The sequence below is a fragment of the Streptomyces sp. NBC_00210 genome, assembly GCF_045160975.1.
Classification (GTDB): Bacteria; Actinomycetota; Actinomycetes; order Streptomycetales; family Streptomycetaceae; genus Streptomyces.
Window position 1 is genome coordinate 17,865 of the sequence record NZ_CP108120.1, and the last position, 24,193, is coordinate 42,057.

A 24,193-nucleotide genomic window follows, 5' to 3' on the forward strand; every position below is an offset into this window, starting at 1 on the left:
CGATAGACGGTCTTACGTGACGCGAGTGCAACTGACCGATCCGGATTGGGAGTTCATCGAGCCGTACCTGCCGATCGGCGAGTACGGCCCGTACCCCGAGCGACTGCGGCAGCAGTTCGAGGGCGTGATCTGGCGGTTCAAGACGGGCGGGTAGTGGCGGGAGATGCCGACGGAGTTCGGCGCCTGGTCGAACGTCCACAACCGCTTCCGGCAGTGGCGTGACGCCGGCGTCTTCGAGGCCCTGCTGGAGGGCCTGATCACGGAAGCCGCGAAGCGGGGTGAGGTGGACCTGTCCCTGGTCAGCATCGACTCCACCACCGCCCGAGCCCACCACGACGCGGCCGGGATGCACCTCGACGAGGACGTCGTCACCGCCCTGGAGAGAGCCGCGGCCGAGGAGGAGAAGGCCAGGTCAAAGAGGGCGGCCTCGAAGAGCAAAACGGGCAAGAGACCGAAAGTGATCCCGCGCTGGAAGAACGACGACGCATCCGGCGTCGGCGGAAACTCCGGCTGAAGGCCGCCCTCCTCGGACGTTCCAGAGGCGGGCAGACCAGCAAGGTCCACCTCGCCGCCGACCGCAAGTGCCGCCCGCTGGCGTTCATCCTGACCACAGGCCAGGCAGCGGACAGCCCGCAGTTCATCCCCGTCCTGAAGAAGGTACGGGTACGCGGGCCCGTCGGCCGACCCCGCATCCGGCCGGACGCGGTCGCCGGGGACAAGGCGTACTCGTCCCGCGGAAACCGCGCCCACCTGCGCAAACGCCGTATCAAGGCGGTCATCCCGGAGAAGAAGGACCAGGCCGCCAACCGGAAGAAGAAGGGCTCCAGAGGTGGCCGACCCGTCAGCCACGACGCCGATCTCTACAAGGAGCGGAACACCATCGAACGCCTGATCAACAAGCTCAAAGCATGGCGAGGCATCGCCACCCGATACGACTGTGAGGATGTTGGGGTGCCGCTCCGGGCGGTGGCCTGACTCGCGATACGACTGGCCCTGGTGCCTTGAGTTTGATCTGTCGGCCACTGCTCGGGGCGGTACTCGCTGCCGCCGGGCAGGGGACGTGTCCCGATAGGGGCCTTCGCGACAGGCACCGTCACAGTCTTGACCGCCCCCGGCCCGGCGACGGCCACCGGTTCCCGAGGCGATCAGGAGATAGGCGACCTTGACTAGCATCACGCAGTCCACCGCCCCATGTCACGTCGCGGCGGACGCCGAGGACATCCTGCTCGGCGTGGACACGCACAAGGACGTCCACGCCGCAGCCGTCATCACCGTGCTCGGCGCCGCACTGGACGGTCGCAGCTTCCCCGCGACCGCCGATGGCTATCGGCAACTCCTCGACTGGGCAAGGTCATTCGGTGCCTTGCGGCGGGCCGGCGTTGAATGCACCGGCTCATACGGAGCCGCCCTGACCCGTCACCTGCGCGCCGAGGGCATCGTGGTAACCGAGGTCAACCAGCCCGACAAGGCCGCCCGACGCCGCCACGGCAAGACCGACGCCATCGACGCCGAGGCCGCAGCCCGCGCCGTGCTGACCGGACGCGCCACCGCCGCGGCGAAGACCGGCGACGGTCCAGTCGAGATGCTCCGACTGTTCAAGCTGGCGAAGGGGTCCGCGATCAAGTCCAGGACCCAGGCGATCAACCAGCTCAAGAGCGTCCTGGTCTCAGCTGACGCCGCCCTCCGCGAGTCGCTGGCGGGACTGAGCAATCCGCACCTGTTCAAGCAATGCGCAGACCTCGACCCCCAGCACGCGAGAGGGCCGGCCGGGGCCGCCCGCCACACCTTGAGGCTGCTGGCTCGCCGCATTCGGCACCTGACCGAGGAGATCGACGATCTCAACACGCGAATAGCCGAGGCAGTCGAAGTCAGCACGCCGGGCCTGCTGGAAGTCCGTGGCGTCGGCCCGGACAGCGCCGCTGCCCTGCTCATCTCGGCTGGCGACAACCCCGAGCGACTCGTCAGCGAGGCGTCCTTCGCAGCCTTATGCGGCACCAGCCCAGTCGAGGCTTCCTCCGGTAAGACACAGCGCCGCAGGCTGAACCGTGGCGGCGACCGCCAAGCGAACGCCGCCCTCTACCGGCTCGTCCTCAGCCGTCTACGCTGGGACGGCCGCACCCGCGACTACCTGCAACGACGTCTGACCGAGGGCAAGACACGCCGCGAGATCATCCGCTGCCTCAAACGCTACGTCGCACGAGAGATCTACCGACTTCTCGTCCCAGCGAACACTCCGGCTGACCAGACAGGACCTGCCAGCGTCGCTGCTTGACATCCATAGGGGCATCAAGACTCCCGACAGCTACCTCGCCGGTCTCCACCTGGGCGCCTCGATGATCTGGATCAAGGACCTCACCAGGACCACCCGATGATCACGACTCGATACGCGCCCTAGCGTCACATCAGCGACATGCGTTCGATGAGACGGCGACTGGGTTTGATGACAAGGGACAGTAGAGCCCGAGGGCGCAAGACGGCATCCCACGGCCTGACCAGGCCGCCCGGGCACGCCAACTCGCTTGCAGCGGGGCAGGTGACGCAGCAGTCGTCGAAGGACAGCCCCCACGGCACGCGGTTCATAGCCGAGCATCGTTTGTCCTCTCCTCTTGTACGGGGAAGCAGCGTCGCGGCCGCGGGTGGGTCGCGCGGTCTCATGCGTGCTGACCGAGTGGTTCCAGCAGTCCGTCGCCGGGCCCACAGGGCCGGTGCGGCCGCGCCGGCTAGGTACTCGCCGACGTGGACCAGGACGGCCGCGCGTTCGGCGGGCCCGTAGGCGGTGAACCGTTCGGCCATCGGGTCAAAGGCACGCACCTCGCTGTCGGGGCCATTGCAGACGAGGGCGCGCGCGATCTCGGGCAGGCCCAGGCTGAGCGCGTCGCAGCCGCCGGTGCGCACCAGCCGCAGCAGGTCCGCGGTCACCTGTTCCCAGTCGCCGACCTTCGGCCAGCCGGCGCCGCGGTCGAGTTCGCGGGTGAGCGTGGCCAGGGGCACGATCTCGCCCGGGCGGCGGCCGCGGGTGAGGCGGTTGTGGATCTGCGCGCCGTCGGGCTGCCGCACGTGCGGATGGAGCAGGGACGCCGCGGCCACGACGGTCGTGTTGATCTCCTGGGTGCCGCATGGGTAGTAGGGCTCATGCGCGAAGAGCAGGTAGATGCCCTCGGTCTGGGCGGGGCGGGTGGGGTGCGGCTTGGGCATGGGGTCACGCTCCTTGGGGGGCGAGGCGTCGAGCGGGTTGCGGGTTGTGGGCCGGATGTACGGATCGGCGCAGGGCCGGTGAGGATCTGCCGACCGGGCGGAAGTCGGTCGACGGTGTTCCGCGCCGGGTGAACCGGCCTCCGGTCGGCGGGGCTTGATGATCTGGGCGACCTGCGCGGCGAGCTGCAGCATCAGCCGCTCACGGTCGATGAGCTGTATGGAGGCTGCGCGGGTGTCCTGGGTCTGGAGGGGGCCGGCGGCGTCCCACAGGACGTGCTGGCCGATCTCGGCGGCGCGGCGCAGCTCGTAGCGGTCATGGCCGGCGGCGGCCTGGAGGACAAATGTGTGCGCGGCGGTCAGGCGTTGCAAGTACCGGGCAGCGGACGGGTCTCGGAGGATCCGGACATGCTGTTGGGCGCGGACGTCGAGCCGGTCGGGCAGATCCTCGGCGAGCAGCGGAGGCAGCAGCGCCAGGGGCAGGGCGATTCCGGCGGGAACACCGTGGCCGATCGCGTGCAGGGCCGTGGCGCAGCCGATGAGAGCCAGTAGGGCCGCGGTGTAGCGCAGTGACCCGGGGATCGAGGCCGCCAGGCCGATGCGCCGGGCGGGCCGCCGGGTGAGCCAGCGCACCGCCAGACGGTCCGCATGCGTCGCGGTGGGCGGGAGGACACCGATGCGATAGGGCAGTTCGGGCAGGCTGCCATCGGCGGGAACCGTCCGGGCGAGCCATCCCCATCCGGTGCGTTCGTGGACCAGGTAGGGCTCGCCAGCCGTGGTGGAGGCTCCGGTGTCGTCGTACGGGAGATGCCCGGTGTGCAGAGCGAGGTCTCGCTCCGCCTCCCACCGTATGGGGTCGTGGGCGAAGGGCCGCAAGGGGGCGGTGGCGGTGGGCGGTGGGTTGTGCCGGGTGTCCGTCATGATCTGCTTCCTTCGCTCTCGCGGGTCAGCGCGGCATGGCAGGTGGTGCAGCTGCCGTCACCGTCGGGGTGGGCGCGCCGCGGTGTGGGGCCAGGGCACGTCTGGCACAGCGGCCAGCACAGGCAGGCCGGGCAGAGGTCTTCGCCGGGGGCGGTTCCGGGCACGCCGCAGCCGGAGCATTCGACGAGGGCCCGATAGGTCAGGGCCTCGGTCGCGGTGCGGGCGGCAGACGCTGTCGATGACCGCTCGGTGGTCGCCGACGTGAACTGCTGGTCCCACGGGGGCGCGTCGTGGTGGTCCGCTGCGATGGCGGGCGGCGGGTAGGCCTGGGCGGCGCGGAGCCGGGCGGCGATGATCGCACCGACCGAGGTACGCACCGGGGTCGGCAGGGGCCGGTCGGTGATGACATGGCGCAGCTGCGCGGGACTCCAGCCGGCGTCCATCATCACGGTCGCCACGCGGCCCTGATCGGTCAGCGCTTTCCCGGTCAGCAGCAGTTCAGGACGGCTCGCCCCGATCTCCAGCAGCAGCCGGATTCCCGGATGCATCTCGTCTGCCGGAGGCGCCGGTGCCAGGGACGCTGTCGCGTCCGAGGGGCCCGCCCTTCCGCTCGTGCGCGCGGCGTCGCCGCGGTCGCACGGACGGAAGGGGTTGGTCTTCTGCTTGGTGGTTTTCTTACTGATGGTGTTCTTAGTGCCGGGATCAGCCAACCCTGGCTCAGCCAATCCTCGATAACCCGACTCTGGTTGTGAGCTGGGGTTTTGCAGGGCAGGCAGGTCGGTGATGAAGTACAGCGCCTGCCCGAGCGTGCCGTCGGCGTTGCGGTCGCGGTCGCGCAGCAGGAATCCGTGCTTCTCCAGTTCCACCAGGCCGGTGGTCACTGCGTCCACGCGTTCGCGGCCGTGCCGGGCCAGGTTGGCGACGGTTACCTGCCAGCCCTCCCGGTGAGTGCTGATGTAGCCGAAGAGCCCCTTCGCCTTGAAGGAGATCCGGCTGTCGCGGAACAACCCGCTGGCGATCTGCGTGAACTGATCTCCCGCCATCACCCCCCGGCGGATCCCCGCGCCGAACCCGGGTCGCTGCCCGGCTCCTGGAAGGCGGGTGCGGTTGCCGGGTCGGTCAGCGGGACGTCCGGGGCGGCGGGGCGGTCGGTGATGCTGTAAGCGATCTCTCCGAGGGTGCCGTTCGGGCGGCGCAGGCGATCGCGGACCAGGTAGCCGCACTTCTCCAGCTCGTTCAGCCCTGCCCGCACTGCGTCCCGTCCGTCGGGGCCCAGGGCGACGAGTGCGGCGATGGTCACCAGCCAGCCGTTTCGGTGGGTGCTGATGTAGCCGAAGAGCCCCTTCGCCCTGTAGGAAATCCGGCTGTCGCGGAACAACCCGTTGGCGATCTGCGTGAATTGATCAGCCGCCATCACGCCGCGGCGGATCCCGGCCCAGAAGCCGCTCATCGCGCTGGTCCTGGCGCAGGCCGTGTGTGGTGGCCACGGCAGCGCACCGTGCCCACCGGGGTGGGGCGGCCGGTGGGCACGGGTGCGGAGGCGTACGCGAGTTCCATCTCGTCAGCTCACCCGCCGGCCCCGACCAGGCTGACGGCCACCAGCCCCGACCATCGGTCACGATCCGGCAACGCAGCCCTCTAGCTGCGCGTGGTCGGGGTCATGGTCGGGCCGACCACGCGTCCCCAGCACCGGCGCGCCTGTGGTTGCGCAGGCCGATTGCGCAGCCCCGGCCGGGTGGTGCGCAAATCGGTCTGCGCAACCGGTCGAGGTTCGTGCGCAGTCAGGTTGCGGAGTGCGGATGCGCAGTCCGGCCTGCGGCGCCCGTTGTCCTCTTGCGCAGAGCCGGGTGCCGCAATGCGCAGGCGCCTGCCGCGACCCGGGCAGTCCGTCTGCGCAACGGGGTACGGGGCTGGCCGCGGTGTGGCATGTGGGCGTCACTGCGCTCGTCGGACGGGGGGATGTGGCCGACAGGTTGAGCTCCCACCGACCGACGGCCAACCCGTGGTCGGGGCCGTGGTCGGGCCGACCATGACCTCGACCAGGGCTTCGTATCCCCATCGTGACCGTGGTCGGGGTCTCGTGGTCGGTGGTCGGGTCGGGTCGGGGTCGCCGGGTTTCCTCAAGGTCAGCAATCACACACTCTGACCTGGGAGTTTGACCATGTCTCCTGGCAAGCAGGCCTCAGGCAGCGAGACCGCTGCTCCGATGGCGGCGGGCGCCCGGCTGGAGGCGATGCGGCGCCGCGTACGCCTTTTCACGCCTGGCGCTCTGGACCGTCATCGCGGCCGGCCCCGTCGCCCTGGGCGCCGCCATCACCTCCACCCCGACCACGGTCGACACGGCCGCCGAAGCCAAGCCCACCGCCGTGCGCACCACGGCGCACGCCGCCGACCCGGGCGGCTATGCGCAGCTGTTCGTCAGCGCGTGGCTGCGCAGCAGCGCGGACGACACCACGAGTGCGCAGGCGCGGCTTGCGCAGTCGATGGCGCCGGACGTCGAACTGCCCGACCCGGCCGCGGATACGCCCTCGAAGCCTCAGTCCGTGACCGCGGTGCGCAGTGCGCAGCGCGAGGGCGGCACCTGGTCGGTGGCGGTGGCTGCGCAATACGCCGACGGATCGGTGCGGTACTACGCCGTCCCGGTGGCCGCGGACCACGCAGGCGCCTCGTTCACGGTGACCGGTGCGCCCGGCGTGGTCGCCGGCCCGGCCCGGGCCGAGGCGCCGACGCCGCCGTACGGCGTGACCGTCCCGGAGGGTGATCTGTCGTCCGCCGTCGGGGAGTTCCTCGCCGCGTACCTGACGGGTGCCGGGGAAGTGAGTCGCTACCTCGCGCCCGGCGTAAAGTGTCGGCCCTCTCCCCCGCCCCGTACACGACCCTCGCGGTGCAGCAGGTACACGCAATCGAGGAGACGGCGGCCGCCGAGCAGGTGCCGGCCGACGGCACCAAGGTCCGCATCCTCGTCCAGGTGGAAGCCCGGGACGAGGGCGGGCGGTGGCCGCTGGCATACGAAGTCGCGTTGAAGGCCCGCTCCGGCCGGTGGGAAATCGCGGCGCTGGAGTCCGGAACCGCCCAGGCGGGGGGTACCCGGTGAACACGGTGCACAGCCTGATGCTCGCCGGGCAGCTCGACGACCTCGGCGACTCGTGGATCAACATGTTCAAAGACTGGGCGACCAAGGCTCTGCAGGCCGGTCTGGTCTGCCTCGTCGTCATCATCATGATCCAGAAATTCAGCCTCAAAGCCGGGATCGGCGCCTTGCTGCTGATGATCACCGCGCTGGGGCACCGCGCCCCCGCTGCACAATGCCGGAGCGGGGGCGCAATTTGGCGTTACGCCGCGGCGACCAGATCGCGCGCCCGCTCGCTGAAATCAGCGACGAGTCGGTGATTCCCGAACGGCTGCATCCGCCGTTGCAGGTCCTGCACGGCCTCGACGCACCGAGAACTCTTCACCTGTCGCGACAGGGAGAGCGTACGGAGACCGGCGGCGTGTGCCGCCTCCAAGTCCCTGCGCTGCAAGTGCGAGACAGCGAGCGCCGCCTGCGACATCGCACCGCGCCGCGCGCGACGCTGCTTGCGCGCATGGCCGATCGACTGCCGCGCGTGCACCTCCGCCGCGTCCGCCTGCCCCAGGTCTCGGAAGGTGTTGGCGTGTTCACCATGCAGATAGGCAGGGTCGATGAAGGCTGCCCACTCCTGCTCATCTTCCAGCCGAACACGACCGTACGCCGTCTCGGACTGCGCAACCGCGCGTGCTGCTTCGGACTTCTCGCCGAGCTTGGCCAAGGCGCGAGCTTCAAGCGCCCACAGGTCCGCGAGACACGCCGGCGACATGTTCGCACCGAGCCCTGCGCGGCCGGCCTGCGCGAGCCTGCGCCCCTCAGTGGGGTTGCCAAGCAGTGTTGCTTGGTCAGCCATTCCCGCGAGCACATGTGCCCCAAGCGCCCGGTTCTTGGACTCCTCGGCCAGGCGTAGCGACTGGATCAAATACCGCTGCGCGGTTCCGTGCTCGCCGTTGTCGTAGGCCATCCATCCGAGCAGGTACGTCTGCTCGGCGGCAGCCTCGCACAGTGCGTGTCGCACGTCCTCGGTGTGCGTCCGGCGCAGCAGCGGAAACACGTGCTGATTCATGTACTCGGCGAGGATGAGCCGACCCGAGCCGCCGCCCTGTAGTACGTCCATCTTCTGGAACTCGCCGAACATGTTCCGCACTGCGGTCACGTCTTCAAGACGGACGCGAGGGCCCGCTTCGGGCTGCTGGTCAAGGGTGTTGAGAAGCCAGTCACGCGACGGACCCACCGCTGCCACCGCAGCAAAGGGCGCCGCTGCCAAGAATGCTCGACGGTCCACGTCCGCTCTCCCCAAGTCGGCGACGGCTTCCACGGTAACGGCGAAAGACGCGTTGTAGACGAGCGAGCGTTCGGCGGAACCGCTCTCACCGAGCCCAAGGTCGTAGGTCGTGACCCGATAGCCGACTCCCGCCGAGATCACGTCGGCGAGAATCTCAGGCAGTGGTGAGCGAGGCATGTCGCCCTCCAACCACCGCCGCACGGTCGACGCGTTCGGCGAAATGTGAGGCTGCCCCCACGTCTGAGCTGCGGCTTTGACGCGACGCGCCAACTCCGTCCGGCTCAGGCCCGACCACGCAAGCCACGTCGCGAGATCACTGTTCGGCGTCTTCATGTTGAGCCCTTACCCCTCAGCCACGGGCGGTGGTGGAAGTAACACCCTTTGACACCCTCTCCGACGGTACCCCTGCTCTCGGCTCCGCGGTTGCCTAGTTGCTCGAACCAATGGCGCAGGCAAGGGGGTTGCACTCATGCCGAGATCGGTGGCGCAGCGGTTCCCGCGAGCAGGTGGCGCGGTGCCCGAGGCGCGTTCCTTCTTAGGCAGCGTATTGGAGGAGTGGGAGGTTACCGACCGCTCCGAAGACGCTGTGCTTTGCCTCTCCGAGCTTGCGACCAACGCGGTACGCCATGGCGCGCACAGTGACTTCCTTGTCGAGGTCTCCCTCGACGAGGGGTGCCTGCGCGTCGAGGTGCACGACACGGGGACGGGTGACCCCCGTGTCGGTAAGCCGAGTGAAGACGACACCGATGGGCGGGGGCTGCTCATCGTGACGTCGCTGGCGGACGGATGGGGGGTGACGCCGCACGACTCGTGCGGCAAGACCGTATGGACGGAGTTCAAAACGACCGAGGGCGGGATGCAAGTCGGGGTGATCCCATGCTGATGGAGACCGCGACCCCGCCGACCGCCGGATTGCTGGCATCACTTGGTGTCTGGTTCTGGATCGACCTCACCGAGGCTGGTCAGGTTGCCTTCGTGCTGCTCGCCCATCCGCCTGCCCGCCGAGAGAGCGAGTGGCCCGAATCCACTGAGGGCGACATGCGTGGCCTCGCTGCGGCTCTGAGTCTCGCCGATCCTTCGGCTCGACTTCCCGACATCGGTCCCCGACTCGTCGTTCGCGGGCGATCCGCGCTCCTGAGCCTCGACGGTTGCCGGGCTGCACTCCACGTGCCCGTCAGCGCCGAGTGGTCGGGGTTCGCCTCCGCCGGCGCGCCGGTGGCGGTCGCGGTCGGCCTCGATCCCCTGCAACCGAGGACGCCGTTCGCCGCCGTCGGGCCGTACGTATCGGAAGGTGCGCAGCGCGGCCGGCTGTTCCTCGGCAAGACCCGGGCTGAGCTTGCCCGAAGGTTCATCGGGGAAGGCGGCCCGCCCGTCTGACCACCGCGAACCGGCTCTCGCACCACTACTCCCAAAGACCCGACGGCCGCGGACACGGCCGCCGGGCAGCGACGCCAACAGCTGACACATTGCTAGGAGCTGATGACGGCATGCGCGACCTTATCGCCTGCCTCCGGATCTGGTTAGGGCCAGGCATCGCCCGGACGCTACGCGCCACGCACCGGCGGTTATCGAAGCGCGGCAGGCGGCCCGCACCCTCGATTCGGCCTACTTCGGCCATTCCCTCGGCCCCGTCCTACGCCCGCCTACCGCTTCCCGCGCACGTACGCGCCCGACTACTGCCGATCGACGGTCACGCCTGCCACGTACGGCCGTACGTCCCGCCCTACGCTCCGGCGGTGCATCGTGGGTAGCGCCGCCGTACTCGTGCGCTGCGTCAATCACCCCGGGCGTGATCGCCTCGCGGAGTACAAGCCCGGTCAACTTGCAACAGCCGCCCGCCTCGGGCTGTTCGTTCCTCCGACCCTGATCACGAACGTTCCGGAGGACGCCCACAAGTTCGCGGCCGAGCATGAAACCGTGGTCTACAAGCCGGTGCAGGGGGTGCACCTCGCCGGCGAGGACGGGAGAAACCGAACCGTCTGGGTCCGTCCAGTCGCGGCCGACGAGCTCGACGACTCAATCGCCCTGTGCCCTCACCTCTTCCAAGCCTGCGTACCGAAGATCGCCGACATCCGCCTCGCCGCTATCCGCAACGAGCTGTTCGCTACCCGTATCGACATCGACGGCGACCACGTGGATTGGCGCCAGGACCAGCTCCTGATCACCTGCTCTCCCGTTCCCATCCCCCATCAGGTGCGCAAGGCCGTGCACGCCTACACGCACGCCTTTGGGCTCACTTTCGGCGCTTTCGACTTCGCTCTCGACACCGCTGGTCGATGGTGGTTCCTCGAATGCAACCCGAACGGACAGTGGGCGTTCGTCGACGGGCCCACCACCCGCGCAATCACAAGCGCACTGGCCGACACCCTCCAGAAGGGCGCAACTCCATGACCGCTGACACCGCCCCCGCGCTACGCCGCCGCCTCGCCGAGCAGCTCGCAGGCGAGGGTCTGCTGCATGACCCGGAGCCACGCCGCGCCGTCGAGACCGTGCCGCGCGAGACGTTCCTCGGCAGCGCGATCTACAGGCCGAGCGAGCCCCCCGGTACAACCGTATGGACCTCCGCTCGCCGCGACTCTGTGCCGGAAGAGGAGTGGCTGCGCCTCACGTACCAGAACACGACATGGGTAACGCAGATCGACGGCACCCTCGCCGAAGACGCAACCAGCCCCGTGACCGGCGGAACGCCAACGTCGTCCTCGACCTTGCCGGGACTCATCACGTGGATGATCGAGCAGGCCGGAACTGCCCGCGGTAAGCGGGCTCTGATCATCGGGGCGGGCACCGGCCTGTCGACCGCCTACGTCTCGGAGATCCTCGGCGAGGACAAGACCACGGCAATCGAGACCGACCCCGCCGCAGCCGAACGCGCCCGCAAGGCCCTGGCCGAAGCCGGGTACGCCCCGACCCTCATCACCGCCGACGGGCTGAATGGATACCCCGAGGGCGCCCCATACGACATCGTGCTCGCGTTCTGCTCCATGCGGCACATCCCTTAGCTTGTTACTTAACCTCTGGCTTCGAACGGTGCGTCGCACAGGGTCACTCACCTGGGCATTCGCCGGACAGGCGGACGGCCCCCGCATGAGCATGCGTTCCGTCACAGAACCGCACTCATACGAAGGCCGCAGAGGTGAGTCTGCTGCATCACGATGCCCGGCACGAGGCGTTCGACTTCACGTCCCACTTTCGGGAGGACCTCTACTCATGTCTGACCCGGCGCGGTGACACGCTGTTCGAGCTCTGCGACGCGATGCTCTGTGAGGACGGCCCGGTGACCTCGCCGGTCGACCTGACGCTGCTGGCCGAGCACCGGCGTGGGCACGGCGCGATGTACGACTCGCTCAGCCAGGGCCGCATCGACGCGGACAGGCTGCGCAAGGCGTTGGCCATGCTGCCGCAGCCCAAGGCCGCCGACGGGCGTCTGGTTCTGGCCGTCGATGTCTCCGCGTGGCTGCGGCCCGACGCGCCGACCAGCCCGGACCGCCTGTTCTGCCATGTCTACGGACGCTCGGGACGTCCAGCGACCAGTTCATTCCCGGCTGACCGTACTCGTTCGTGGCCGCGCTGGAGACGGGCCGCACGTCGTGGTGCCAGCTGCTCGACGCGGTCCGGCTCGGCCCCGACGACGATGTCGGCGAAGTCACCGCAGCCCAGGTCCGCCGCGTGGTCACCGACCTGATCGACCAAGGCCAGTGGGAAGCCGGTGACGACGACATCCTGGTCGTCTTCGACGCCGGCTATGACGCCCCGCGCATGGCCTACCTCCTCGACGGCCTGCCCGTCGAGGTGCAGGGACGGATGCGTGCGGACCGTGTCATGCGACGGCCGGCACCCTCGCTCAAGGAGTACGCCCTGTCCTATCCCCAGGGTGGGCGACCGCCGAAGCACGGCAAGGAGTTCCGCTTCGCCAGGCCCGATACCTGGGGCGAGCCCGACGCGGCGACCGTGCAGGTCACCGACCGCTACGGCACCGCGAAGGCGATGGCCTGGGACCGTATCCACCCCCGGCTCACCACCCGCAGTGCGTGGATCGACCACGACTGCGGACTCCCCATCATCGAGGGCACCCTCATCCGCCTCCAGGTGGACCACCTGCCCGGCGGGCACGACCCGCTGCCCCTGTGGCTGTGGTCCTCCAAGACCGGCATGACCAGCGAGGACGTCGACCTGCGATGGCAAGCGTTCTTGAGACGCTTCGATCTTGAACATACTTTCCGTTTTGTAAAGCAGACGCTCGGCTGGACCCGCCCCAGGCTCCGTACTCCCGAGGCCGCGGACCGGTGGACGTGGCTCGTGATCGCGGCGCACACCCAGCTCCGGCTCACCCGCGAGGCCGCGTCCGATCTCCGCCGCCCCTGGGAGAAGCCGGCCGAGCCCGCCCGGCTCACCCCGGCCCGCGTCCGCCGGGGGTTCAGGAACCTCCGCCCTCACCTGCAGAGTCCGGCCCGTGCACCCAAACCCTCAACTCCCAGCCCAGGGCGCCCACTTGGCTCGAAGAACCGGCGACCCGCCACCCGTTACGACGTAGGCAAAACGACCAGGCGCCCTGAAAGCATCGCTGAACGTAATCAACTCAAAGTTCACAAACCATAAAAAACAAGCTCAGTGCCTAATGGCGTTTGGACCCGGCAGATACAGCCTTCTTGTGATCGAATGCCGGTATTCGATCACGAGGTGGCGGCCATGGACTTTTCGTTCAGACTTCGCAATGTGACGTGCAAGTCCGTGCTGTCTACCGAGGACAGCGACTGGGGCCGTCAGGACGGTATTCGGCTTGCCCTCCTCGCGTACACCGCGAACGGGTACCACGATTTTCGGATCAGTGGCCGCGAACTTCCGGAGCCGGACCTCGTCGACAACTACCCCTTCGTGCCTGGAAAGACACTCAACCTAGACCTTTTCCCGCCGGTAAAACGCCCCGACTGGACTCTGGACCCCGTTCCCTTCGGCGAGCCGGCGGACGTGGTAAGAATCGCTGTGGTGGGGATCAACGAAGGGTTGCCCTTCGTCGGCGGCGGCGGCGGATTCAGCTCCGTGACACATTCAGGCTTCGAGGAGCTCACCAAGAAGATGGCGGAGACGGCCGCAGCCGGCGCAGCCGGTGCGACGGCCGCGGTTGGTATCGCCGTTGCCTTTGAGCTGCTTAAGGCGGCTCTTGAGGGTATGAACGGGCCGGACTGCCGCGGCGTGGCCTTCGTCTATCAGACCGATCTCAGCCTCAAGAAGCTACTTCAGGATCACCTGCACAATAAGTCCACCAGGCATGTTCTAGGTACGGCCAACGGCAATCAGGCGCTTGGCATCGTCAGCGGCGTCGGAGTGCCGGCTGGCTGCGGTAAACCGAGCTATGAGGTGTCCCTCCAGATCACCCGGGAGGAGCCGCTCTCGCTCGAGGTTCAGGACCACGCAGGCGAGCCGCGGCAGGGGAATATCGAGCGGTTCGAGCCGTCCTACGAGCCGTGCCGGCCCGCAGAGCTCATCTTCATCGTCCCGACGTTCCACGACCGAGAGATCACGTTCATCCCGAGCTTTCACTACGAATCTCTGAAGCCGATGTGGCGCGTCGAGGGCCAGGAGCTCACGAAACAGCAGGACGAGCTGAGGCTCCAAGTAGACGTGCGGCGGCCGGGCGACGAGCACATGACCACGGGCCAGGTCACAGTGAAGTACCGGCGTGAGGAAGTCGGCGGCATCAAGCGGCTGATCCTGTCGACGAATGGCGAGGACGGGGACTATGCGCTGACCGTCGGGCTGTTCCTCAACTTCGAGGGCAACGTCCCCCCTCCGCCCTCCCCCTTTGTGGAGTTCGAGAGTGTGGTCGTCCCGGTAGTCGGGCACCTGGTCACCGGGAACCGTGCCTACGATCAGTATCTGAGCTGCGTGGAGCACCATCGGAAGGTGTTCAAGAAGCTCTTCTATCCGATGCCCAGGCTCAAAATCACCCCCGAGCCTGAAGATCCGTTCGCTGGACTCCTCCAGTTTCAGAATGTCGTGCCCAATCTGGGGCGCGTCATCCGTGGAGAGACCCCACTGGATCAGCTCCAGGCGCAAGTGGATGCGTTCGAAGCCAACCGGCTGGTTTCCCAGACCGCGGTTGTGGAGGGTCGGCACAATCTGATCGCACGATTGATCAATGAGAACCACACGGAGCAGGCCATCTCCCTGGTGGCCGAGACGATCGCGGGCTACCGGCAGTATGCGCGTCTTGCCGGTGCGGACGGCATGCAAGTCGGGCGGTACCTCGCCGAGTTGGGCATCCTTCTGTCGCGCGCAGGCCGAAACGCGGAAGCAGTGGATGCGTTTCAGGCGCTGGTGGATGTGTACCGGGCGTTCACCCCGGAGGAGGCCGACCGGCTCGTCTATCAGATCTCGTTGGTGGAGGGGCAGCACAACCTGATCGCCCGGTTGATCGATGAGAGCCGCACCGAAGAGGCCGTCTCCATGGTGCCCGACACAATTGCAGGCTATCGGCAGTACGCGCGTCTGGCCGGTGCGGACGGAATGCGGGCTGGCCGGGACCTGGCCGAGTTGGCCACCTTGATGGCGAAGCCCGCGCGCCGAAACAGGGAAGCGGTGGATGCGCTGCAGGCGCTGGTGGATGTGTACCGGGCGTTCACCCCGGAGGAGGCCGACCGGCTCGTCTATCAGATCTCGTTGGTGGAGGGGCAGCACAACCTGATCGCCCGGTTGATCGATGAGAGCCGCACCGAAGAGGCCGTCTCCATGGTGCCCGACACAATTGCAGGCTATCGGCAGTACGCACGTCTCTCCGGTGCGGACGGAATGCGGGCCAGCCGGAACCTGGCCGAGTTGGCCGCTCTCATGACGCGCGCGGGACGAAACGCGGAAGCGGAGGCGGCACAACAAGCCGCAGACGAACTACGTCACGACAACGACTGAGGACTGCGCAGGCGGCTGCCTGCAAACCGAGCAGCCGTGCGTGCGTAGGGCGGTGCCCGACCTGGACGACGGCGAGGATTCGCTGCCAGCTACCCCGCGCCGGCGGGGGCTGTGGCAGGGGCGGCAGGATTCGAACCTGCGGCGTGCGGGTTTGGAATCCGCTGCTCTGGCCGGGCTGAGCTACGCCCCTTCGGTGGGCTGAGTTTGGCATCGCCGTAGTCCGGCTCGCCACGGGATTTCGCACCAGGCAACGGCCGCTTGGACTCGCCGCAGGTGTGCCGCGTCTACAGATCGCGCAGCGCGGGACCGTGCCGCTGGCCGCGGTACCAGAACGCGTCTTGGACGGCCAACCGCCACCAGCCCCGCCATGTCCCTGGGCGTGGGGTCCGCGGGCTGGGCAGAGAAAAACGCTCAAGGTCGGTTCGTAGGCGTTCAGGCGGCCATCCCCGTCGGGGTCACGGCATGGAGTGCGCCATCGGGGCCGACCGCGAAGTACGGGTAGCCAGCCCGGTATCGCGGGCGATCTGGTCGGCGGCCTCAGTGAACGACGTACCGATCGAGGAGCGGTTCGTACAGCCGCAGTACACCGTCACGGCGTCGACGGCGAAGGCGTGCTGGTTTTTCCCGCCCGCTGCCGTACGGCGAGGTCTCCTGCGTCAGGCGGCGGACCTCCGCTGCGACCTGCGCGCGGTTGGGCTGGTCGGGATGGCGGCGCTCGTGGTCGTGGGTCGTGTAGCAGCGGAAAGTACTCCAGGTCCTGGGTCCCGGGGAGGTATCGGGGCAGCGTGGGGTCGCAGCGGCGGAAGAACGCGAAGGTGTCGAGCAGAGTCTCGATCACCAGGTGGCCGCCGACGGCGTCGCGGTAGGCGGCGTGGGAGGTGGCCGCAATGTACGCGGCACAGCGACGTCTTGCTGGTGGCGGCCGCTTCCCAGACGTGGGTGGTGTAGAGGGCGAGGCCGTGCATTTTTTGGCGACCCTTGCTGTGCCGCGCGGGATCCGAGACCGGGAACAGGCCGGTCGGCTGTGAAGCCATCGAGGTCTTCTCCAACGTGACTCCGCCGACAGGCGAAGAGGTCAGCTTACCGGGCAGGCGCTGACGGCTTTGCGGGGATTGCCCAGCGGTCTTTCACCGATTGTCGGCGGAGTTTAGTCGATCCGTCTTTCGGCGTCAGGACGCGCCGGTCGAGTTGTTGACGGATTGTCACGGGAACTTCACCCTGCGAGATCTACCTGCATCCACTCCTCCGGGCCACGATGAGCGGCGCCCCCTGCCCGTCAACCCCGGCTCGGGAGTCGATACTCATGCGCACACACGCCCGTCACGGCATCGGCGCCACCCTGGTGGCCATCTCCACCACCGCGCTGACCCTCTTCCGGTACCACCCCCGCGCAAGCCGCTCTGCCCACCTCAGTCAGCGCTTCAACCGCCCGCTCCTACCTGGCCTCCCTTACCGTCACCACCGAGCACTCCCGCACCGGCTACAGCCGTGACCTGTTCCCTCACTGGATCACCATCAGCGGCACCTGCAACACCCGCGAGACCGTCCTCAAGCGCGACGGCTCCAACGTGGTCACCGACTCCGCCTGCGCCGCCACCAGCGGTGGCTGGTACTCCCCCTACGACGGCGCCACCTGGCACGCCGCCTCCGACGTCGACATCGACCACCTCGTCCCCCTCGCCGAAGCCTGGGACTCCGGCGCCGACAACTGGACCACCTCCAAACGGCAGACGCTCGCCAACGACCTCACCCGCCCCCAACTCCTCGCCGTCACCGACAACGTCAACCAGTCCAAAGGCGACCAGGACCCCGCCACCTGGTGGCTCTCCCGCACGACCTACCGCTGCACCTACGCCCGCGCCTGGGTCCAGGTGAAGTACTACTACGGACTCTCAGTCGACTCCGCCGAGAAGAACGCCCTGTCCACGGTCCTCAACAGCTGCTGACGGACTTGGCGGTGCGGTTCCGTCCCGCCGGAAGACATCCGGCGGGACGGAATCGAATCCGCCGCCGGAAACACTGTCGGCGTGCGCAAAGCCGTCGACAGCGTCCACGAGGTCGCCCGCTCCCACGACATCAGCATGGAGCCGCTCACCGAACAGACCATCGACCGCGTGCTGTCCGACCGGCCCACCCCTGCCCACGCCGGTCAGGCATGAACGACGAAGGCCGGTTCAGTCGACCGGCTGTCAGGCACGAGACGCCACGTAGCAGGTGGCCACGGGCTCTGCGCTTGCCTTCCACTCCGCCTCCAGAGGCCAGGACGACCAGTAGTGGTCCCGCGGCACCGCCTCGTCGGTCCAGCGCGACGGAGCGCGGTCGAACGCTTCCCCACATGCGTCCAACGCCCGGTGCTCGGCCGCCTCCCTGCCCGGGTAGCTGCCGTCGCCGAGCGGCGTCTGCGCGAAGACCCGCGCGTCGTGCGGGCCGCTGCAGGTAACCCTCACCACCAGCGCATTTGTGCGTGCGCCTGTGTTGAAGTCGATGCAGTCCCCTGGCTTGGTGTCCTCGTCGGCCATCACGGCCTTCCCCGCGTCCAAGATCATGTCCGACGACGTCGGCATGGCCGGCTTGGCGGACCCATGGGCGGCGAGTGCCAGCTCGGCGTGGATGCCTGTCACCGTGGCCAGCGCGCTTTCGTTGTCTTTCCGCAGGAGCGCCGAGAGGTCGGCCTCGGCCCTGGTGATCCGGCCCTTGGAGTCCACGCTCAGCGTCATAACCACCGGGGCTCGGGTCGGGTCCACCTTCCAGACGGGAGCCAGCTCTTCGCTGAGGTCCGCCGGGAAAAGGAGACCCCATGCCGCATCGAGCCCGAACTCGGTGCGGTAACTGCGGCCGCCACCGGGCGTGCTCCGCTGCGCCGTGGCCTTCGCTGTGGTCACCGTCTCCAGCAGCGTGCCGCTGAGGGCCGCTTCCGTGCCCCGCAGCTTTGCAATCGAGTCGAGCCCCTCCACGTGATCGCCGTTGGCTCCGTACCGCAGCCAGTACTTCGCCGAGGCAGAGCGGTAGTGGACGGTCTGCGGGTCCACGGCGATGACCGCGCTCGAGTCCCTGAGCCCTTCCTCCCTCGCCGTTCCGAGCAGGGCATCCTTGACCCTGTCCGGGAGCGTCCTCGGCAGCGTCCAGTCGCGTTTGCCCGCCCCGCGTTTGCCCGCGAAGTTGAGGCTGCCCACAGTCGTCTGGACCGCATCCCCCCGCTTCGAGGTGAACGTCACCTTCTGCGTGAAGCTCGCGCTGCCCGGGTTCTGGGTCTGCTGGAGCGCCGCGTACGGCTGGGTACCGAGCGGCTTGGAGAACACCGGATGCGGGGACGGCTTCGGATCGTGGTCCGCCGGGCCGCGGGAGCAGGCGGTGAGCAGCAGCAGTACAGCAGCGGCAATGGCACGGAGGGAGGGGCGTCTGATCACCACGGTTCGACAAGTGAAGATCGCCTATGGTTGCCCACCCGAAGGTCACAGAAGGATGAACCAAGGCCGGTCTTCAGCCGGGAGGGAGGACAGGAGGTCATCGCCGCTCGGGCACGGAGCAGCCGGGGCGCAGCGGCGCGATGTACGAAGGCCGCTCGCGGAACATTTGCCTGCCGGACGGCCGCCCACGCCAAGTCGGCTGAAGGAAGGCCGCCGTAGCACCCGCCCTCCTGCTGCGCTGCTGCGCCGTACTACGAGCTGGCCGACGCTATGGCAGCAGGCCCCCGCTGCGAGCGCGGTGTTTTCTCTCCGACCCTCTTTGGGTCGATGGTGCGCGGGTCGACTGCTTCGCCTGGCGCACCTTCCCCCCAGAGACCCTTGGGGTCGTTGTCGCGGTCGTGGGGCAGGAGGAAGAAGACGCGGCAGCGGTAGAGACCAATGTCCTCTGGTACGCCCCCTACGACGGAGCCACCTGGTAACCCGCCTCCGACGTCGACCACCTCGTCCCCCTCGCCGAAGCCTGGGATTCGGGAGCCGACAACTGGACCACCTCCAAGCGGCAGGCGCTCGCCAACGACCTCACTCGACCCCAACTCCTCGCGGTCACCGACAACGTCAACCAAGCCGAAAAGAGCGCCCTGTCCTCGGTCCTCAACGGCTGATGACACCCCCAGCTCGCCAAGCGCAGCGATGCAGCGAGCCGGTCCCCCTGTCACGCATCGTCGGCCAACGACCGAGCTCACTGCTGCTGTTCCGCCCCGCTGGCGCTCCCAGCGGAGCGGACTTCCCCCAGGTCCCGGGGCTGAGCCGCAGGCAAGACATTGGGGGCCACTCCATCAGGCGTCCCCGACGGGGATGGAAGCGACGAGCTGCGAGCAGGAGCCAACTCTGCCGACCGCCACAGGCTGGTGCCTGCGCCGAGTCAGGATGCGCAGGTGATCAGCCGTACGGCCGGGGCCGAGACGAGCTGGGTGTAGGGGACGCCGGGGAGTTGGATGTTGACGAAGCCGCCCTCGATCGCGAAGTCGATGCCCTCGGCGTGGTCGATGGGTCGGTTGTCGGCGTCGGTGAGGGTGTAGCCGGGCACGAGCTCGATCGAGCCCTTGCGCCAGTCGCGGTTCACGCGGGTACCTCCGGGAAGTCCAGGTCGGGCTGGGCGAGGTGGTTGAAGTAGTTGGACAGTGTGTTGAGCGCGATGTGGGCGACGATCTCGGCGAGTTCGGCGTCGTTCACCCCGGCCTGGCGGGCGTCGGCCAGCGCCTGGTCCTCGACTCGGCCGCCGGTACGCATGATCTCGTGAGCGAGCTGCAGTACCGCGTCGGCGTGGGGGTCGGTGTCGTCGGCGGCTTCGCGGGTGCGGATCAGCTGGTCGTCGGTCAGGCCTATCTTCTGGCCGCGCAGGGTGTGGGCGCTGACGCAGTAGGTGCAGTGGTTCTCCTGCGCGACCAGCAGCGCGAGCTGCTCGCGGAGCCGGGCGCCCAGGACGCCCTGGCTGAGGTGATCGCGCATGGCCAGATAACCGGCAAGCGCAGCCGGTCCGTTGGCCAGCGCCGCATAGAGATTGGGCAGGCGGCCCAGTTGGCGGCGGGTCTGCTCGAGAAGCCCCGAGGGGTCTTCAGTGAGCTGGGGCATACGGGACACAGATTCCTCCAGATGGTACCGATCGGTTCCGTCTCATGGGCGAGACGGTACCGATTGGTTCCGTAACCGTCAAGATCGGGATACGCTTGGCCCATGGCCACCCACGCACGCGAACGCCTCCTCGACGCCGCCGAGGAACTCTTCTACGCCGAGGGCATCCGGGCCGTCGGCGTCGAGCGCATCCTGGCCGAGTCCGGAGTCGGCCGGGCCTCCTTCTACCGGCACTTCGCCGGCAAGGACGACCTGGTCGTGGCCGTACTGCAACGACGCGACCAGGCCTGGCGCGCCTGGCTGGCCGAACGAGTGGCTGAGCTCGGCGGAAAGCCCCTGGACGTCTTCGACGCTCTGGCCGAGCGTTTCGCGCGCACCGACTTCCGCGGCTGCGCCTTCATCAACACCATGGCCGAAACCGCCGACGCGGACAGCCCCGCGTATCGGGTCGCGGCCGAGCACAAAGAACGCGTCACGGCATACGTCGCAGGCCTGCTCGCCGAGGGCGGCCACGAGGATGCCGAGGCACTCGCACGACGGTTCGTCCTGCTGATGGACGGGGCAATCGTGACCGCATTGCGGGAGCGCACGACGGTTCCAGCCGCGGAAGCACGCACCGTAGCGGCAGCCATGCTGGGCAACGTAGCGTGACCTGCGCGGGGCGTCGAAACCACCATGAGGTTCCGCGTGACCCAGCAGGACCGCCACTAGCGTGAACGGGTGGTGGGGTCTTCGAAACCGACGTTCTGACCGGCTGATGACCGGGGTGCAGCCGGTTCGGGGCGGTGGCGAACTCCACGCGCAGATCGGGCAGTCCGGCCACGTCGGGGATGTGCCAGGGCTCGGAGCCGTTGGCGAGGTAGCCGTCGGAGAGCAGAAACACCGGGGTGCGGTAGGTCAGCGCGATCCGCGCCGCCTCCAGGGGCCGGGTCGAAGCAGTCGGCCGGGGTGTGCGGGGCGATCACCGGCACCGGGGCCTCGCCGTTGCGGCCGTACATCGCCTGGAGGAGATCCGCCTGCTCGGTCTTGGTCGGCAGGCCGGTCGAGGGGCCGCCGCGCTGGATGTCGACGACCAGGAGGGGGAGTTCGAGTGAGACGGCGAGACCGATGGTCTCCGACTTGAGGGCCACGCCGGCCCGGACGTCGTCGTCACCGCCAGCGATCCGCCGAAGGCGGCACCGAGGGCCGCGCCGATGCGGCGATCTCGTCCTCCGCCTGGAACGTGCGCACACCGAAGTTCTTGTGCCGCGGCAGTTCGTACAGGACGTCCGAGGCCGGGGTGATCGGGTACGAGCCGAGGAACAGCGGCAGCTGCGCGCGCTCGGCGGCGGCCACCACGGCGAGGGCCAGGTTGCCGGAGATGTTGCGGTGGCGGCCCGGGGTGAAGGCGCGCTTCGCCGGGGCGACCTCGTAGGAGACGGCAAACGACTCGGTGGTCTCGCCGTAGTTCCAGCCCACCCGGAAGGCGGTCACGTTGGCCTCGGCCAGCTCCGGCTTCTTGGCGAACTTGGTGCGCAGAAACTTCTCGGTGCCCTCGGTGGGCCGGTGGTACATCCAGGACAGCAGGCCCAGCGCCAACATGTTCTTCGCCCGCTCCGCGTCCTTGCGGGTGAGCCCCGAGTCCTTGAGCGCCTCGACGGTCAGCGTGGTCAGCGCCACCGGGTGCACCCGGTACGCCTCCAGCGTGGCGTCGTCCAGCGGGCTGGTGCTCCAGCCCACCTTCGCGAGGGCGCGCCGCCGGGTGAACTCGTCGGTGTCGACGATGACTTCGGCGCCGCGCGCCAGATCGGCCAGGTTGGCCTTGAGCGCGGCCGGGTTCATCGCGACAAGGACGTCCGGGCCGTCGCCCGGTGTGATGATGTCGTGGTCGGCGAAGTGCAGCTGGAACGACGAGACACCGGGCAGGGTGCCTGCGGGGGCGCGAATCTCGGCGGGGAAGTTCGGCAGCGTCGACAGGTCGTTGCCGAAGCCGACCGTCTCCGCCGTGAACCGGTCTTCGGTCAACTGCGTACCGTCGCCGGAATCTCCGGCGAAGCGGATCACGACCCGGTCGAGCTGTCTGACGGTGGTCGGTGTGCTCACTTGGCGCTCTCCTGCCCGGCGGAGGGGGCGGCCTCGGAAGAGTCGTCGTCTTCGTCCTGCCGCATCAGCTCGGCGAGCTTGAACGCCTCCTCGATGAGCGTCTCGACGATCTTCGACTCGGGGACGGTCCTGACGACCTCGCCCTTGACGAAGATCTGCCCCTTGCCGTTGCCGGAGGCGACACCGAGGTCCGCTTCCCTGGCCTCCCCGGGGCCGTTCACCACGCACCCCATGACGGCCACGCGCAGCGGGATGTCCATGCCCTTCAGACCGGCCGTGACCTCTTCGGCCAGCTTGTACACGTCGACCTGGGCGCGCCCGCAGGACGGGCAGGACACGATCTCCAGACCGCGCTGCTTGAGGTTCAGGGACTCCAGGATCTGGAGGCCGACCTTGACCTCCTCGGCGGGCGGCGCGCTCAAGGAGACGCGGATGGTGTCACCGATGCCCTGGGACAGCAACGCCCCGAACGCGACAGCCGACTTGATGGTGCCCTGGAAGGCGGGGCCCGCCTCCGTCACACCGAGGTGCAGCGGATATTCGCACTGCGCCGCGAGCTGCTTGTACGCCTCGACCATGACGACGGGGTCGTTGTGCTTGACGGAGATCTTGATGTCCCGGAAGTCGTGCTCCTCGAACAGCGACGCCTCCCACAGCGCGCTCTCGACCAGCGCCTCCGGGGTGGCCTTGCCGTACTTCTTCAGCAGCCGGCGGTCGAGCGAACCCGCGTTGACCCCGATACGGACCGGAGTGCCGTGATCCTTCGCGGCCCGCGCGATCTCACGGACTTTGTCGTCGAACTGCTTGATGTTGCCGGGGTTGACGCGCACGGCCGCGCAGCCGGCCTCGATGGCGGCGAACACGTACTTCGGCTGGAAGTGGATGTCCGCGATCACCGGGATCTGCGACTTGCGCGCGATCGTCGACAGGGCGTCGGCGTCGTCCTGGGTGGGGCAGGCGACGCGGACGATCTGGCAGCCGGACGCGGTGAGTTCGGCGATCTGCTGGAGGGTCGCGCCGATGTCGGACGTGCGGGTCGTGGTCATGGACTGGACCGAGACCGGGGCGTCGCCGCCCACGGGTACGGTCCCTACGTGGATCTGACGGCTGGTACGTCGTCGGGCCAGCCTCGGCGGCACCGTCGGCACTCCGAGAGCGACAGGCATGACAGTTCCCCAAGATGGTCGGCCGGTCCGGGCGGACGAGGTTGTGGCTGATGACTGTGTGCCGTTGAGGGCTGTGGAAGTGCTGGAGATAAGGCGCGGCGGCGGGAGCGGGCGCGCCTCGCGGGCAGCTGGGTCACGGGCGGTCGGCGGGGTCGTCACCGTGCGGGTGGGCGCCGACCGCCCGTCGGGGTGCCCGGTGTCAGCCGACGGCGAGGGAGGCGGTGGCTCCCTGCCGGGCCTGCCATCCGGAGGGCAGGGCCTCCAGCAGCGCGTGGGTGAGATGGCGGGGGGTGAGGCCGCTGGCCTCCAGGACGTCGGCCCGTGAGCCGTGGTCAAGGAAGCGCTCCGGGATACCGAAGACGTGCACCGGCAGGCCCGACTTGGCGTCGCTCAGCGCCTGGGCGACGCGCGCCCCGACGCCGCCGACCCGGCCGCTGTCCTCGACCGTGGCGACCAGCAGGTGGTCGAGGGCGAGCCCGGTCAGGTCCTCCGGCCCCCGGATCTCCTCCAGGCGTGGCACGGCGCAACCCTCTTTCTC

The 24,193-nt window shown here is 68.5% G+C and carries 18 protein-coding genes, 1 tRNA gene and 7 pseudogenes; 14 read left to right on the forward strand and 12 right to left on the reverse strand.

The window, feature by feature from the left end:
* Window positions 1-16 precede the first annotated feature (16 nt).
* Together OG729_RS00115 and OG729_RS00120 are read left to right on the forward strand one after the other, a co-directional pair.
* Window positions 17-936: pseudogene (locus OG729_RS00115) on the forward strand (IS5 family transposase); the annotation flags it as partial.
* A 226-nt stretch (window positions 937-1,162) separates the two neighbouring features.
* Entirely contained in the window at window positions 1,163-2,272 is a 1,110-nt protein-coding gene (locus OG729_RS00120; protein ID WP_405803420.1) for an IS110 family transposase, read from the forward strand.
* Window positions 2,273-2,397: 125 nt separating this feature from the next.
* Here OG729_RS00120 and OG729_RS00125 read toward each other — a convergent pair whose 3' ends face one another.
* Genes OG729_RS00125 through OG729_RS00135 form a run of 3 tightly spaced genes read right to left on the reverse strand, consistent with a single transcriptional unit; the run spans window position 2,398 to window position 5,563 of the window.
* Window positions 2,398-4,113 (reverse strand): hypothetical protein, encoded by a 1,716-nt coding sequence (locus OG729_RS00125; RefSeq protein ID WP_405803422.1) that lies wholly within the window; start codon window positions 4,111-4,113, stop codon window positions 2,398-2,400.
* Window positions 4,110-5,156: a hypothetical protein gene (locus tag OG729_RS00130; protein WP_405803424.1), complete on the reverse strand. Its 1,047-nt coding sequence runs from the start codon at window positions 5,154-5,156 to the stop codon at window positions 4,110-4,112. Before OG729_RS00130 ends, OG729_RS00125 begins: the two co-directional genes overlap by 4 nt.
* Complete coding sequence (locus OG729_RS00135; protein WP_405803426.1) at window positions 5,156-5,563, reverse strand: hypothetical protein; 408 nt, start codon at window positions 5,561-5,563, stop codon at window positions 5,156-5,158. The genes OG729_RS00130 and OG729_RS00135 overlap by 1 nt, the downstream gene beginning before the upstream one ends.
* A 711-nt stretch (window positions 5,564-6,274) precedes the next feature.
* Between OG729_RS00135 and OG729_RS00140 the strand changes: the two are divergent.
* Window positions 6,275-7,207, forward strand: a pseudogene (locus tag OG729_RS00140) (conjugal transfer protein).
* The gene (locus OG729_RS00145; RefSeq protein ID WP_405803428.1) at window positions 7,204-7,503 is read left to right on the forward strand and encodes a hypothetical protein; all 300 of its coding nucleotides are present in this window, start codon (window positions 7,204-7,206) and stop codon (window positions 7,501-7,503) included. Before OG729_RS00140 ends, OG729_RS00145 begins: the two are co-directional and overlap by 4 nt.
* Here the strand turns inward: OG729_RS00145 and OG729_RS00150 are convergent.
* Complete coding sequence (locus OG729_RS00150; RefSeq protein ID WP_405803430.1) at window positions 7,446-8,798, reverse strand: transcriptional regulator; 1,353 nt, start codon at window positions 8,796-8,798, stop codon at window positions 7,446-7,448. The two genes, OG729_RS00145 and OG729_RS00150, sit on opposite strands and share 58 nt — an antisense overlap.
* Before the next feature lie 181 nt (window positions 8,799-8,979).
* On the opposite strand from OG729_RS00150, the gene OG729_RS00155 reads away from it, so the two are divergent.
* From OG729_RS00155 to OG729_RS00180, 6 genes and pseudogenes are all read left to right on the forward strand, one after another.
* Window positions 8,980-9,348 (forward strand): ATP-binding protein, encoded by a 369-nt coding sequence (locus OG729_RS00155; protein ID WP_405803432.1) that lies wholly within the window; start codon window positions 8,980-8,982, stop codon window positions 9,346-9,348.
* Window positions 9,342-9,842 carry a hypothetical protein gene (locus tag OG729_RS00160; protein ID WP_405803434.1) on the forward strand — a complete coding sequence of 167 codons (501 nt, stop codon included), beginning with the start codon at window positions 9,342-9,344 and terminating at the stop codon, window positions 9,840-9,842. Before OG729_RS00155 ends, OG729_RS00160 begins: the two co-directional genes overlap by 7 nt.
* A gap of 366 nt (window positions 9,843-10,208) precedes the next feature.
* Window positions 10,209-10,856, forward strand: coding sequence for a hypothetical protein (locus OG729_RS00165; protein ID WP_405803436.1), 648 nt, complete (start codon window positions 10,209-10,211; stop codon window positions 10,854-10,856).
* Complete coding sequence (locus tag OG729_RS00170; protein ID WP_405803438.1) at window positions 10,853-11,464, forward strand: methyltransferase domain-containing protein; 612 nt, start codon at window positions 10,853-10,855, stop codon at window positions 11,462-11,464. Before OG729_RS00165 ends, OG729_RS00170 begins: the two co-directional genes overlap by 4 nt.
* A 140-nt stretch (window positions 11,465-11,604) precedes the next feature.
* Window positions 11,605-13,061 (forward strand): annotated as a pseudogene (locus OG729_RS00175) (NF041680 family putative transposase).
* Between the two features lie 60 nt (window positions 13,062-13,121).
* Window positions 13,122-15,368, forward strand: coding sequence for a hypothetical protein (locus tag OG729_RS00180; protein WP_405803440.1), 2,247 nt, complete (start codon window positions 13,122-13,124; stop codon window positions 15,366-15,368).
* A 112-nt stretch (window positions 15,369-15,480) separates the two neighbouring features.
* Here the strand turns inward: OG729_RS00180 and OG729_RS00185 are convergent.
* Window positions 15,481-15,558 (reverse strand) — tRNA-Trp (locus OG729_RS00185).
* 1,198 nt (window positions 15,559-16,756) lie between these two features.
* Here OG729_RS00185 and OG729_RS00190 point away from each other — a divergent pair.
* Both OG729_RS00190 and OG729_RS00195 read left to right on the forward strand, forming a co-directional pair.
* Window positions 16,757-17,314: pseudogene (locus OG729_RS00190) on the forward strand (DUF1524 domain-containing protein); the annotation flags it as partial.
* An 81-nt stretch (window positions 17,315-17,395) separates the two neighbouring features.
* Window positions 17,396-17,527, forward strand: coding sequence for a hypothetical protein (locus OG729_RS00195; RefSeq protein ID WP_405803442.1), 132 nt, complete (start codon window positions 17,396-17,398; stop codon window positions 17,525-17,527).
* 30 nt (window positions 17,528-17,557) lie between these two features.
* Here OG729_RS00195 and OG729_RS00200 read toward each other — a convergent pair whose 3' ends face one another.
* Window positions 17,558-18,778, reverse strand: a complete 1,221-nt coding sequence (locus tag OG729_RS00200) for a hypothetical protein (protein WP_405803444.1) — start codon at window positions 18,776-18,778, stop codon at window positions 17,558-17,560.
* Window positions 18,779-19,026: 248 nt separating this feature from the next.
* A pseudogene (locus tag OG729_RS00205) lies at window positions 19,027-19,218 on the reverse strand (DUF6009 family protein); the annotation flags it as partial.
* Here OG729_RS00205 and OG729_RS00210 point away from each other — a divergent pair.
* Window positions 19,216-19,404: pseudogene (locus OG729_RS00210) on the forward strand (DUF1524 domain-containing protein); the annotation flags it as partial. The pseudogenes OG729_RS00205 and OG729_RS00210 sit on opposite strands and share 3 nt — an antisense overlap.
* A 293-nt stretch (window positions 19,405-19,697) precedes the next feature.
* On the opposite strand, the gene OG729_RS00215 reads toward OG729_RS00210, so the two are convergent.
* Window positions 19,698-19,898: a hypothetical protein gene (locus tag OG729_RS00215; protein WP_405803446.1), complete on the reverse strand. Its 201-nt coding sequence runs from the start codon at window positions 19,896-19,898 to the stop codon at window positions 19,698-19,700.
* Window positions 19,895-20,407 carry a carboxymuconolactone decarboxylase family protein gene (locus OG729_RS00220; protein ID WP_405803448.1) on the reverse strand — a complete coding sequence of 171 codons (513 nt, stop codon included), beginning with the start codon at window positions 20,405-20,407 and terminating at the stop codon, window positions 19,895-19,897. The genes OG729_RS00215 and OG729_RS00220 overlap by 4 nt, the downstream gene beginning before the upstream one ends.
* Window positions 20,408-20,509: 102 nt before the next feature.
* Here OG729_RS00220 and OG729_RS00225 point away from each other — a divergent pair, with 102 nt between their 5' ends.
* Window positions 20,510-21,058, forward strand: coding sequence for a TetR/AcrR family transcriptional regulator (locus OG729_RS00225; protein ID WP_405803450.1), 549 nt, complete (start codon window positions 20,510-20,512; stop codon window positions 21,056-21,058).
* 124 nt (window positions 21,059-21,182) lie between these two features.
* Here the strand turns inward: OG729_RS00225 and OG729_RS00230 are convergent.
* The 3 genes and pseudogenes from OG729_RS00230 to OG729_RS00240 all read right to left on the reverse strand — a co-directional run.
* Window positions 21,183-22,489 (reverse strand): annotated as a pseudogene (locus tag OG729_RS00230) (2-oxoacid:acceptor oxidoreductase family protein); the annotation flags it as partial.
* On the reverse strand, window positions 22,486-23,655 hold the full coding sequence (gene ispG, locus OG729_RS00235; protein ID WP_405803452.1) for a flavodoxin-dependent (E)-4-hydroxy-3-methylbut-2-enyl-diphosphate synthase: 1,170 nt from the start codon (window positions 23,653-23,655) through the stop codon (window positions 22,486-22,488). The pseudogene OG729_RS00230 and the gene ispG, both read right to left, overlap by 4 nt.
* 199 nt (window positions 23,656-23,854) lie before the next feature.
* The gene (locus OG729_RS00240) at window positions 23,855-24,175 is read right to left on the reverse strand and encodes a transketolase C-terminal domain-containing protein (protein WP_405803454.1); all 321 of its coding nucleotides are present in this window, start codon (window positions 24,173-24,175) and stop codon (window positions 23,855-23,857) included.
* Window positions 24,176-24,193: the final 18 nt, after the last annotated feature.

What these genes read in the sequence shown, in the direction of transcription:
- OG729_RS00125 (WP_405803422.1), bottom strand. Translation starts at nt 4,113, where the DNA reads ATGACGGACACCCGGCACAACCCACCGCCCACCGCCACCGCCCCCTTG.
- OG729_RS00130 (WP_405803424.1), bottom strand. Translation starts at nt 5,156, where the DNA reads ATGGCGGGAGATCAGTTCACGCAGATCGCCAGCGGGTTGTTCCGCGAC.
- OG729_RS00135 (WP_405803426.1), bottom strand. Translation starts at nt 5,563, where the DNA reads ATGAGCGGCTTCTGGGCCGGGATCCGCCGCGGCGTGATGGCGGCTGAT.
- OG729_RS00150 (WP_405803430.1), bottom strand. Translation starts at nt 8,798, where the DNA reads ATGAAGACGCCGAACAGTGATCTCGCGACGTGGCTTGCGTGGTCGGGC.
- OG729_RS00160 (WP_405803434.1), top strand. Translation starts at nt 9,342, where the DNA reads ATGCTGATGGAGACCGCGACCCCGCCGACCGCCGGATTGCTGGCATCA.
- OG729_RS00170 (WP_405803438.1), top strand. Translation starts at nt 10,853, where the DNA reads ATGACCGCTGACACCGCCCCCGCGCTACGCCGCCGCCTCGCCGAGCAG.
- OG729_RS00180 (WP_405803440.1), top strand. Translation starts at nt 13,122, where the DNA reads ATGCCGGTATTCGATCACGAGGTGGCGGCCATGGACTTTTCGTTCAGA.
- OG729_RS00220 (WP_405803448.1), bottom strand. Translation starts at nt 20,407, where the DNA reads ATGCCCCAGCTCACTGAAGACCCCTCGGGGCTTCTCGAGCAGACCCGC.
- OG729_RS00225 (WP_405803450.1), top strand. Translation starts at nt 20,510, where the DNA reads ATGGCCACCCACGCACGCGAACGCCTCCTCGACGCCGCCGAGGAACTC.
- ispG (WP_405803452.1), bottom strand. Translation starts at nt 23,655, where the DNA reads ATGCCTGTCGCTCTCGGAGTGCCGACGGTGCCGCCGAGGCTGGCCCGA.